9 protein-coding genes are annotated in these 11,793 nt (G+C 46.4%); 5 read left to right on the top strand and 4 right to left on the bottom strand.

Going from position 1 to position 11,793, the window contains the following annotated elements; all coding sequences use genetic code 11:
- The first annotated feature begins 121 nt into the window (after nucleotides 1–121).
- Complete coding sequence (locus tag QUB37_RS11625) at nucleotides 122–2,449, top strand: S8 family serine peptidase (protein ID WP_333162029.1); 2,328 nt, start codon at nucleotides 122–124, stop codon at nucleotides 2,447–2,449.
- A gap of 89 nt (nucleotides 2,450–2,538) precedes the next feature.
- Here QUB37_RS11625 and QUB37_RS11630 read toward each other — a convergent pair whose 3' ends face one another.
- Nucleotides 2,539–3,270 carry a WecB/TagA/CpsF family glycosyltransferase gene (locus tag QUB37_RS11630; RefSeq protein WP_333162031.1) on the bottom strand — a complete coding sequence of 244 codons (732 nt, stop codon included), beginning with the start codon at nucleotides 3,268–3,270 and terminating at the stop codon, nucleotides 2,539–2,541.
- Nucleotides 3,271–3,477: 207 nt separating this feature from the next.
- The gene (locus QUB37_RS11635; RefSeq protein WP_333162033.1) at nucleotides 3,478–3,615 is read right to left on the bottom strand and encodes a hypothetical protein; all 138 of its coding nucleotides are present in this window, start codon (nucleotides 3,613–3,615) and stop codon (nucleotides 3,478–3,480) included.
- 111 nt (nucleotides 3,616–3,726) lie between these two features.
- Between QUB37_RS11635 and QUB37_RS11640 the strand changes: the two genes are divergently transcribed.
- From QUB37_RS11640 to QUB37_RS11650, 3 genes are all read left to right on the top strand, one after another.
- Nucleotides 3,727–6,936: a glycoside hydrolase family 15 protein gene (locus QUB37_RS11640; protein WP_333162035.1), complete on the top strand. Its 3,210-nt coding sequence runs from the start codon at nucleotides 3,727–3,729 to the stop codon at nucleotides 6,934–6,936.
- Nucleotides 6,937–7,094: 158 nt separating this feature from the next.
- On the top strand, nucleotides 7,095–7,940 hold the full coding sequence (locus QUB37_RS11645; RefSeq protein ID WP_333162037.1) for a TdeIII family type II restriction endonuclease: 846 nt from the start codon (nucleotides 7,095–7,097) through the stop codon (nucleotides 7,938–7,940).
- A gap of 74 nt (nucleotides 7,941–8,014) precedes the next feature.
- A complete protein-coding gene (locus QUB37_RS11650; RefSeq protein WP_333162039.1) occupies nucleotides 8,015–8,965 on the top strand; it encodes a PmeII family type II restriction endonuclease in 951 nt (316 codons plus the stop codon).
- A 45-nt stretch (nucleotides 8,966–9,010) separates the two neighbouring features.
- Here the strand turns inward: QUB37_RS11650 and hisB are convergent, their stop codons facing one another.
- Together hisB and fabI are read right to left on the bottom strand one after the other, a co-directional pair.
- A complete protein-coding gene (gene hisB, locus QUB37_RS11655; RefSeq protein ID WP_333162122.1) occupies nucleotides 9,011–9,649 on the bottom strand; it encodes an imidazoleglycerol-phosphate dehydratase HisB in 639 nt (212 codons plus the stop codon).
- Between the two features lie 324 nt (nucleotides 9,650–9,973).
- Nucleotides 9,974–10,750, bottom strand: coding sequence for an enoyl-ACP reductase FabI (gene fabI, locus QUB37_RS11660; protein WP_006634022.1), 777 nt, complete (start codon nucleotides 10,748–10,750; stop codon nucleotides 9,974–9,976).
- A gap of 328 nt (nucleotides 10,751–11,078) precedes the next feature.
- Here fabI and ntcA point away from each other — a divergent pair, with 328 nt between their 5' ends.
- Complete coding sequence (gene ntcA, locus QUB37_RS11665; protein ID WP_006634020.1) at nucleotides 11,079–11,744, top strand: global nitrogen regulator NtcA; 666 nt, start codon at nucleotides 11,079–11,081, stop codon at nucleotides 11,742–11,744.
- Nucleotides 11,745–11,793 lie beyond the last annotated feature (49 nt).

The raw sequence follows: 11,793 nt of genomic DNA on the forward strand, positions 1-11,793 counted from the left end.
TGCTTATGACGAGCCCTACCGCTGTTAGTTACAGTTTCAAACCCCTCATGGTGAAAACATCCCTGACAGCTTATAAATATGTTTGATAAATCTACATCAAAATCAAACAGGAACATTTCTGATGGTACAACCAAGCAAACCCACCTCCGACACTCTCCAAAACTATCAAGGAATCGGAGTCCCAGATGAAAGTCTGCCAGTGATTTTGCAGCGCGGCGGCGACGAATTGCTGTTGTCAAAAGTGGACGATCGCTTTACAGTCCGCCCCTCATCAACAGCATCAGCCTCAAATGATTGGACTGCAACAACTGGGGCAAAACTCAACCGTCGCGTCGGCCAAAGCAATCTGGAAGAATATCTCGTTACACCCGATCGCCTAGAAGCAGCAATGCAAACAGCGCGCGCCAGCGATGCTGTAGCTTTTGCCAGCCACGTCTATTGCCCCGCCAACAATCCCAGTACATTCTTTTATTTAACCGACCAAATTACCATTCAATTTGGCGAACAAGTAGACGAACAATCGCGAAAAGCGATCGCCAATGCAGCAGCTTTAAAAATAGTCCGGCCAGTAGAAGGAATTCCCAACACCTTCGTCTGCGAAGTCACCAAACAAGCAACAGAAAACCCGGTCAAAATTGCCAACCGCCTGACAAGATATCCAGAAGTTCTGGTAGCTGAACCCAACATTGTAGTAGAGACGCAGCAGCATTACACGCCCCGCGATCCGCTTTATCCCAAACAGTGGTATCTAAACAACAAAGGCGGCAACGAACTTGTCGGCGGTGCTCAAATTTATGCAGAACCAGCTTGGAACCTGACTCGCGGAGTTCGATCGATCGTAATTGCCATCGCCGACGATTCAGTTGACATCACCCACCCAGATTTTCAAGGCCAAGGCAAAATCGTCTCACCCATCGATTTCAAAGACGGCGACACTTCCCCGATGCCAGTCGCCGACTCAGACAACCACGGCACAAGTTGTGCCGGCGTCGCCGTTGCTGAAGAAAACGGCAAAGGCATTGTCGGCGTCGCCCCCGGCTGCGCCTTGATGCCCATCCGTACCAGTGGTTTTCTCGATGACAATTCTGTCGAAAAAATCTTTAATTGGGCGATCGAAAAAGGTGCCGCCGTCATTTCTTGCAGTTGGGGGCCTGCAGCAGTTTACTATCCGCTTTCCCTGCGGCAGAGTGCCGTTATCACCAAAGCAGCAACCCAAGGGCGAGGCGGCAGAGGCTGCGTTATTCTGTTCGCGGCGGGGAATGCCAACCGCCCAGTCAACGGCACAATTAACGAGAAAGGCTGGCCCAACAACGTGGTGGAGGGTCAAACTAGATGGCTGGCAGGATTTGCCGTTCACCCCGACGTAATTGCCGTCAGCGCTTCCACTTCCCTCAACAAAAAAGCAGCTTACAGCAATTGGGGCAGCAGCATCTCGGTTTGCGCCCCCAGCAACAACGCACCGCCGGGAACTTGGTTGCCAGAAACCGGATTTATCGGCACGCCGCCGCAGGTGACGCAGTATTTGCCCGGTTTGGGGGTGTTTACTGCCGATCGAGTCGGTAATCGGGGCTACGACTGGGGGGACTATACGGATACTTTTGGCGGTACTTCCAGCGCCACTCCAGTAGTCGCTGGGGTTGCAGGGTTGATACTTTCGGCTAACCCCCGTTTGACGGCGCGGGAAGTGCGGGGAATTCTCGAACAAACTGCTGAGAAAATTGTCGATCTCGATCCCGATCCCCAGTTGGGCAATCGCATGGGAAATTACGATCCTAACAACGGCCGCAGCGATTGGTTTGGTTACGGGAAAGTGAATGCTTTTAAAGCTGTGCAAGCTGCGGTGAGAAAGGGCGGCGGCAATCCGAATATCGGGGGTGCAGTGTTCAGCGATATTACTGGACATTGGGCACAGAAGTTTATTGAAGCTTTGGCTGCGGCGAATATAATTAGCGGTTTTCCTGACGGTTCTTTTAGACCTGATGACAGTTTAAACCGTGCTCAATATGCGGCGCTGTTGGTGAGTGCGTTTAGTCCGATTCCGAGGGTGCCGGCTACAAATTTTATTGATGTTTCTGCTAGTTTTTGGGCGAGAAGTGCGATCGAACGGGCAAATCGGGGGGGGTTTTTGGCGGGGTTTCCGGGCTTGAAGTTCGGCCCGAATCTGAATTTGACTAAGGCTGACGCGATCGTGTCTTTGGTTAACGGTTTGGAACTTAAGGGCGGCAATCCTGATTCTTTGAAAGTTTACACCGATCGCTCTCAAATTCCTAATTATGCTTTGAGTGCGATCGCCACAGCAACTGCTTTGAAGATTGTGGTTAATTATCCTTCCCGCGATTGGCTTTCGCCGCTTCGGGATATTACTCGCGCTGAGATTTCGGCTTTAATTTACCAGACATTGGTGGCGATTAATCGGGCAAAGGCGATCGATTCTCCTTACATTGTCTAATGGCAATTGGTTCGTAGTGAAAACTGAAGTCCTGATAATTTTATGAGGATTTTAGTCCTCACTACAAACCTATTTTATTGTGACAGCTTTTAAGCTCTAAAACCCCCCAAAGCTTTCAATGCAAATTGTGGCAAAGCTAACATCCTGCGCCACCGCCAAGGTTCTTGATAAAGCCTATACAGCCATTCTAAATGATTGTCGCAAAACCAAGCCGGCGCGCGGGTTTTTGTTCCTGCCCAAATATCGAAACTGCCGCCCACTCCCACCCAAGTTGACTGAGGGCATAGGTGTCGGTGTTCGGCAATCCAAAATTCTTGGCGTGGCACTCCCAAGCCTACAAAAATTAGTTTGGGCTGCATTTGTTTGAGGCTTTCACGGAAGTCTTTCTCTTCATCTGCGGAAAGATAACCGTGTTGAGAAGCAATTGACAATCCGTTAACTTTGTGCTGCCAAGTTTTGGCCGCCGCAGCCGCCACTCCTGGGGAACCTCCAAAGAAAAATAGTGGTTCCGAATCAGGCAATTTTCCGGCTTGTTGCAGCAGCGATTCTGCTAATTCAATCCCCGGATAGCGCTGTGCCGGTTTGCCACGCAGCCGCAAGTACAGCACCACTCCCGAACCGTCGGGAATCACGAGTTCAGCTTTGCGAATTACATCCGCTAAAGCCTGATTTTGCTCGGCTTGCATGGCCATTTCAGCATTCAAAGTCACCACATGACTTCCTAACCCTTGATGCAGGCGCTCCATCAGCCAACCTGCATAATCATCTAATATGTGAACTGGTAGTCCCAGCACTGAAAATTGTGGGCGCGATCGATCCATATTTTTTTCTTTGAGATTCCTACACACCTAGTTATTTAAATTAGCTTAGATTGGCGATCGACGCTAGACCAGTTTGGGTCGCAAAAAAGCCGATTTGTGCCACCAAGAGTCTGTTAAGTCATCGTTCGGTGGCCCAGAAACCGGTTTTTTTGTAAGCGACGGGTCGCGCAAGTTCATGAGAGTTTGCCCGCCAAGTGCGATCGAGTATTAGCGTTCGATTTTTTTGACAGAGCCGTCTGCGTACCATTCCATCGGTACTAGCTCAATTTTACCATTAATTTTCACTATAGAGTAGACAACTTTCACGAAAGGAACGCTTTTGTTATTGTGGTTTTGCGTAGACATGGCAATTACCTTTTTGTGTTTGGATAACTTGAGAAATGATCTAATCTCTGATATATTTAAAAGTCTATTCACCGCAAATCTACTCGCATCAGGAAAAACAAGGAAAACGAAATGGCGATCGCAAAAACCCAGCGACAAACCCGGTTAGATTATTACTACCAGCAAATCAAAAACATCATCCTCAAGCGCCAAAATCCAATTACTGGTTTGCTGCCGGCGAGTACCGCCGTTAACGCCCACGGCGACTACACCGATGCCTGGGTGCGGGACAACGTGTACAGCATTCTCGCGGTTTGGGGTTTGGGTTTAGCTTATCGCAAAATTGATGGCGATCAAGGCAGAACATTTGAACTCGAACAAAGTACAGTCAAACTAATGCGAGGCTTGCTGTTTGCGATGATGCAGCAATCGAGCAAAGTAGAACGTTTTAAAAATACTCAGTCGCCGCTAGATGCGTTGCACGCTAAATACAATACTCAAACTGGAGGGATTGTTGTCGGCGATGACAAGTGGGGACATTTACAGGTAGACGCTACATCTATATTCTTATTAATTCTTGCTCAAATGACGGCTTCCGGGCTGCACGTAATTTTTACAATTGATGAAGTAAATTTCGTGCAAAATTTAGTTTACTACATCGGTAGAGCCTACCGCACGCCGGATTACGGAATTTGGGAAAGAGGCCATAAAATCAATCGCGGCAATGCAGAATTGAACGCCAGTTCAGTTGGTATGGCCAAAGCAGCGCTGGAAGCAATAAATGGCTTAGATTTGTTCGGAATTAAAGGCTCTCAAGCGTCAGTTATTCACGTTTTGCCAGACGAAATTGCCAGAAGTCGCATAACTTTGGAATCCCTTTTGCCTCGCGAATCTAGTTCAAAAGAAGTAGATGCCGCTTTATTGAGTGTGATTAGTTTTCCGGCTTTTGCTGTGGAAGATCGAGAATTAATAGAACGGACTCGAAATAAGATTATTGACAAATTGCAAGGAAAATACGGCTGCAAGCGGTTTCTGCGGGACGGACACCAAACAGTTTTAGAAGATGCCGATCGCCTGCACTACGAACCCACAGAATTAAGGCAGTTCGAGCACATTGAATGCGAGTGGCCACTATTTTTCACTTATTTATTGTTGGACGGCATATTTCAGGGAAATCAAGCCCAAGTGCAGGATTACCAGCAGCGTTTGGAATCTCTAGCAGTCGATCGCTCTGGTTTGCCGCTACTACCCGAATTGTATTACGTGCCCGCCGAAAATATAGAAGCAGAAAAGCTAAATCCCAGCAGCCAGCAGCGCTTACCGAATGAAAATATTCCCCTAGTTTGGGCGCAAAGTCTGTATTTTCTCGGTCAATTGCTAAATGAAGGATTAATCGCAGTGGGCGATATCGACCCGCTGGGAAGGCATTTGTCAGTCGGCCCGCACAGAGAACCTTTAGTGCAAATTGCACTGTTAGCTGAAGACGAAGATTTGCAAGCAGAATTAGCCACTAACGGCATTGCGGCGCAAACTCCAAAACAGGTAGAACCAATTCAAGTCCGCCAGACTAAAGAATTATCAGCTATTTACACGCAAATTGGACGCAACGACCCATTAGGTTTAACCGGCCGCCCTGTGCGCCGTCTGCGGAGTTTAACAACTTCTCGGGTGTTTAAAATTCGCGAAGAGGCGATCGTATTTCTCCCCTCATTTTTGAACAGACAAGAGTTTTACTTAACTTTAGATTACCATTTTTTAGTAGCTCAAATCAAGAGCGAAATAGCTCACATTCACAGCCACTGGTATCAGTTGGGACGCCCTACGGTAACGCTGATGCTGACTCACACGATGCTGGAAACAGGCCGGGAAGCGTTGTTAGAATTAATGAAAGAATTCCGGGATGGACACTGTAATAACACGCCAGTTAAACTCGGAAATCTTAAGCAGTTAATGCTGACCGCTGGCACCGAAAGAATTGATTTCATGCACGATTTTGAATTCACAGAATCTCCAGTTACAGGTGCAGTCGAAACCCCCAGATATCTCGGTTACAATCCTGAGAAAACTTGGCCTCTGGGTCACACGCAAGAATTTAAATTAGAGTGCGAGACTAATACTCAATTTTTGCTAACTAGCCTGCGTGATTCAGAAAACTTGTACGAAGAAATTGAGTTGCTGCACACGTTAGTTCGCCTCAAGGGATTAAATTTTGATACAGGATTTGGGGGTGCAGAACAAACAGTTAAAGTTGTGGATTTGCTCAACGAAGTTTATACAAAAGCTGGAGAAAGTTCGCAATCAAAAATCCAATGGGCAGTCATCCGCCATGCCGCAGGTTTGCTGGACAAGGTTGATATCAGCTTATCCGATGCGGTGACAGACATTTTGGTGCGGCAAAAACAGATTGCTGTGGGGAAAGCCTACAGCGAAGATTCGATAATTTCGCGACCCGGATCTTACACGGAAGTGATGGACAAAATTCGCCAATTCTGCGGAGAAGACATTCGCGATCGAGTTCTAACTCAAGAAGTTCTCATCTACCTCGGCCTGCTAATTAAAGCCGAACCGCAGTTATTTAAAGGCCTGCTGACGCTAAGAGTTAGCTACTTTATTTTGCTGCTGACTAGCGAGTTTGCCCGCGAATTGGGAGTTACGCAAAATGAAGCTTACGAACATTTAATGCAGCTAAGCCCCTTTGAAATCAAAAATCGCCTGCGCCAAGTGTTGACAGAATACGAGGAAATGAATCAAATCCTCAAACAGCAAGAATCCCTGCGCGTCAAACAGCCGGAAAAAGACATTGAATGGGTAGTAGCGCCAGTTTCTGAAGAACCAACCATGCCTGGGGGAGGATGGCGCCGGAAGCGGCAAATGGAAGGTACAGTCAATCGCGTACCGAAGGATTTTTATCCGAGTGTTTGGGGACTGCTGCGGCACTGCAAAGGCTTAATAATTGGCGATAAATTAGAACGGCGCAATCGGTTAGATAGCCATATCATTTTATCGGAAATGACACCAGGTGAAAAGAATTTCGCGCTACAAATTGAGCATTTGCTGAATAAAATTGTGGCACCAGAATACCGACAAGTCAATATTGAGGCGCTGATGGAGTTGGCGGCGATCGCCCAGCGCAACCCAGAATTGCAAGTAGAAGAATACATCGTTTTAGATGTATTAGTCGGTCACGCAGTGCGGCTGAATTGGCAAGGAAAACACCCGGAAAGAGCGGGTAAATACGACGAAGATAAAGCGGCGGCTTGGCAAGCTTTTTACAATACTTCGCCTTACGTTTGCGCGAGTCACGTACTCGATGCTTTCCGATTCTTGACGAAGTTTGGATAGAGTGAGGGCGGGTGGTTAATACAAGTCTCGATTGACCTGTTTGTAGTAACGACTTCCGTCCTTTCTTTGCCAACTCATCAGCAAGGGCGAAAGTCCTAACTACAAAGTTATTACATTTTTGCAACAAGTCAAGTAAACTGAATATTCGCAGTAAAATAATGTCAGCTATTAGCTCAATTACACGCGCCATAATCAAAGCTTACTTAGAAGTCTTCATCGAAAACCTTGTCAATGAATACAGAGGACGGCTAATACCGAAACTTGATATTCCAGCAGCATATTTATCATGCAAATCCTCTAAAGGTCAATTGAAACCGTTTCAGGCTGCTATTATGCCCTCAGAGTTGCTGCGGATTAACGAGTTTGAAAGAGGTTTCAGCAGCAGCTTGGGCACAACTTATGAAGAATGTGCAAAACTCATTGCTTTGGAACATCACCAAGAAGCAAGCAGAAGCTATGAAATTTCTGGCGAAGTTAGCATAGAGGCTATCCATGAAATTGAGCGTCAGATAGCGCTATTTGAGAAGTCAGCCGACAAAAATGCAAATAAACCTGCTTTTGAAGAAATGATAGAAGCTGTTCTTGAGGCTCCCAAAACTAACCATTTAGTTACGCGATCGGTCACAGTCAAAGCAGATTTGTACGTGCTATCCCGTGACGGGAGGAAATTTTTCTTTGAAATTAAAGGATCGAAACCCAACAAAGGACAATGCTTGGAGGTAATTCAACGACTGCTGAGATATCATTTACTGTGCGGACTGTCTCGACCCGATGCTCAATCTTATTATGCTATGGCTTACAATCCTTACGGGCCAAATCGTTCAGATTATAAATGGTCAGTGGCAAGGAAGTATACGCCCTTTGAACAAGCTGTCATTATGGGGCATGAGTTTTGGAATATTATAGGGGGAGAGACTGCCTACGAAGAACTTTTGGATATATATCAAGAAGTTGGGCGGGAGAAGGGTAAGTATATGCTTGATGCTCTTGCTTTTGGATTTTAGTAAAGTACGAACTTATTCTCAGCTTTCTCTTTTCATTTAAGTAATATTTAAAGCAGAGTCTAGGAGAAATAAAAGTGTCAGAGCAACTTCATGAATTATTAGCCTTTGTTTTAGAAAAAGAAGTAGGAGTGCCAGCCAGGAAGTCTCGCTCTTTCGCCAGTCACTTTGCGGAGTTAGAAGAATTTTTTAACTTAGAAGCCGCAACACTCAGAAACGGCATCAGCAGCATCTCTGGCAAAAGACTGCTCAGATTTACTTCCGATGAGATTGAACGCATTTTAGCATTTATATCTTCAGGCAAGCTGTCGCTGCAACTTACTATCGCTGAAAATTTTTTAGCCAGCATTTGTCGAGATTTTACTGGGCGACAGCTAGTTATGGTTGAAAATCTGACTTTAGGGAAAATTCATCCCAACCCATTTTTAATTAGGGCGTTAAATTTGGACACTCCCGAAGAAGTTGTCAGGCTCAATGTTTATATGACTGCTACTAGGTCTATTGTCACTTCAATGGGATTTTTTATTCAAAAACTATTGATATCTTGTTCTGAAAGTGCAGAAATTCCACCGGAAGAGTCTGGATGGGACGCAATTAAAACTACCAGTGATGGCGAGAAATGCTGGATACAGGTAAAAAGCGGCCCGAATGATATGGATAAAGACCAGATAGTATATTGGGCTGCCAAAATTGAGGAAAAAATTCAGGAGGGCGATCGCGCTTATATTGGTATAGCTTACGGCAAAAGAACTAATAAAACTGTCACACTTGGTTTACTGAAGCAAATTTTGCCAAATTCGGACATGATAACTTTAATAGGTCGAGAACTGTGGGATTTTGTCAGTGAAGATACTCGCTATACTGTGAATCTGTTTGAAGTGTTGCGTCACTCGGCTAGTCAAGTTTTAGCACAAAGTTCTATTGATGAAGCTATAGAAAGGTGTAGCGAGCGAATCATCGCTGAATTTATCGGAAAGTACGGCGAGGGAAGTCAAGGTGTTTTTAACTATATAGCAGATATATTTTGATTTACAGGTTAGTAGTAGCGCCCAAACGCTACTACTAACCCCAAATTACAAAACTCCTTTAGAACTCGGAATCCGACTGGCGCGCCGCGGATCGATTTCTACCGCCATCCGCAGAGCTCGCGCAAATGCTTTAAACGCCGCTTCCACAATGTGGTGAGAATTCCCGCCCTGCAACTGTCGAATGTGCAGTGTCATTTGAGTGTGGTTCACCACCGCCGAAAAAAACTCTTTCACTAATTCGGTATCGTAAGTGCCGATCCGCTGGTTGGGAATTTCCAAGCTGTAACTTAAGTGAGGCCGTCCCGAAAAGTCTAGCACTACTTCAATTAAAGCTTCATCCAAAGGTGCGATGAAATGCCCGAAGCGAGAAATGCCCGATCGATCCCCGACAGCTTTTGCTAGGGCTTGGCCCAAGGTAATCCCCACATCTTCGTTCGTGTGGTGGTCGTCAATCTCCAAATCCCCGATCGCCTGCACGTCCAAATCGATCAATCCGTGAGAAGCAATCTGGTGCAACATATGGTCTAAAAACGGAATCCCCGTAGACGCCTTGCAAGTTCCCACACCGTCGAGATTGAGGCTGGCCGTGACATCCGTTTCTAGTGTCGTGCGTTTCACCAAGGCGGCCCTAGCGGGTTGAACTGAACTTGCAGGAGGCACAGAAGGGCGATCGATTATCTCCATAATTCGCAATTGGTCATTCATTAGTTATTGATAATTAGTAATATCATGTCCGATCAAGCGATTAAAAGGGCGGGTTTTTGAGATTGTCAATTATTGGCAAATATTTTTCGTGAACCCGCCCTTACCTTATTAGGGGTAATCGACCGCACATAATATAATTGAAGATTACAGCTTCAGCAGCGCTGATTCTCAAGTGTTTAGTTAAGAGAATTATGCAAAACTCAAAACTCTCGAAAGGGGCGGTTTTTGCATAAAACTTACTTGTTAAAGTAAAAGTTTATTGTCTAAACCCGCCCTTACATAACTCAAAACTCTCGACTACCGTTACATTCCCATGATTTCGTAACCGGCATCGACATACAAAACTTGACCCGTAATCCCGCTAGCGAGATTGCTGCACAGAAAAGCCGCAGCATTTCCCACTTCCTGCTGAGTCACCGTCCGCCGCAGCGGCGCCACTTCCTCAACGTGGTGGATCATGTCCAGAATACCGCCAACTGCTGACGAAGCCAGAGTCCGAATCGGGCCAGAAGAAATCGCATTTACCCGAATATTTAACGGGCCGAGTTCAGCAGCCAGATAACGAACATTCATTTCCAAAGCCGCCTTAGCAATTCCCATCACATTATAGTTAGGAACTACCCGGACGCCGCCCAAATAAGTCAGGGTCACAATACTGCCGCCCTCGGCCATCAGGGGTTTAGCTGCAGCACAAAGCCGCACCAGCGAGTAAGCGCTAATATCCAAAGCATTGGAGAAACCTTGGCGCGAAGTGTTGGTGAAGTCTCCCGAAAGTTCGTCCTTGCCGGCAAAAGCCAGACAGTGGATCAGGACATCTAACTTGCCCCACTTGTCGGCGATGGTTTGAAAAGTAGACTCAATTTCGCTCTCGTCTTGGACATTGCAGGGCAAATACAGACTGGGATTGAGCGGTTCCACCAGTTCAGCGACTTTGCGCTCGTGCTTGCCTTTCTCGTCCTTCAAATAAGTTATGCCGAGGTTGGCCCCAGCTTTGTGGAGCTGCTGAGCGATGCCCCAGGCGATCGAGCGATTGTTGGCAATGCCCGTAACAAGAGCATTTTTTCCGGTCAAATCTATCATCTGTAGTTTATCTAAAAGCAACTTGCACCGTTCTCATTGGCTCTATGCGACAACCCCGCCAGTTTAGACACAACTGATTCAGATTTAACTGATTGAGACACAATTGAGACACAATTGAGACACAATTGATATTAATTTTGCTGTGGAGCTACATGGGGGGGAATTGAAAAAGTTAAGAGAAGGGCTAGATTTAATCATACAGCGTGTGTTTACCTTAACATTAGATGGAAGTAACAGAATCCCTAGATATTGGAGGTTAGGAAGTATATTTACTCAATAAGGTTAATCGGCAAGTTATAAAGTATTGATTAGTACAAAGGATCTAGTCGTGACGCATGATAGACCGCTAGCAGCCGTGTTCCGCCAAATCAGCGGCGGGGCGTTTCCACCCATTGTGGAAACCTTTGAACGGGGCAAGACAATTTTTTTCCCTGGAGACCCGGCTGAGCGCGTCTACGTTCTCATTAGAGGTGCTGTGAAGCTCTCCAGGGTGTACGAAGCAGGGGAAGAAATTACAGTCGCCCTCCTGCGCGAAAATAGCGTATTTGGGGTGCTGTCTCTGATTACGGGACACCGATCGGACAGGTTTTACCATGCGGTAGCCTTTACACCGGTGGAATTGATCTCGCTGCCGATCGAACAAGTTGAGAAAGCGCTCAAGGAAGACCCAGAATTGTCCATGGTGATGCTGCGGGGACTGTCATCTCGGATTTTGCAAACCGAGATGATGATCGAAACGCTGGCCCACCGAGATATGGGTTCGAGACTCGTCAGCTTTTTGCTGATTCTGTGCCGGGATTTTGGCGTACCCGGTACAGAGGGGATTACGATAGATTTGAAGCTGTCCCACCAAGCGATCGCCGAAGCGATCGGCTCGACACGGGTAACTGTGACTCGTTTACTGGGCGATCTCAGGCAAGAAACAATGATCTCGATCCACAAGAAAAAGATCACAGTCCACAACCCGGTGGCCCTAAGCCAGCAATTCACTTGATGCCGAGAAAGTATAGGATTTTGGATTTTGGATTTTAGATTCAATCCAA

This window comes from Microcoleus sp. AT3-A2 (assembly GCF_036705685.1).
Lineage (GTDB): Bacteria > Cyanobacteriota > Cyanobacteriia > Cyanobacteriales > Microcoleaceae > Microcoleus.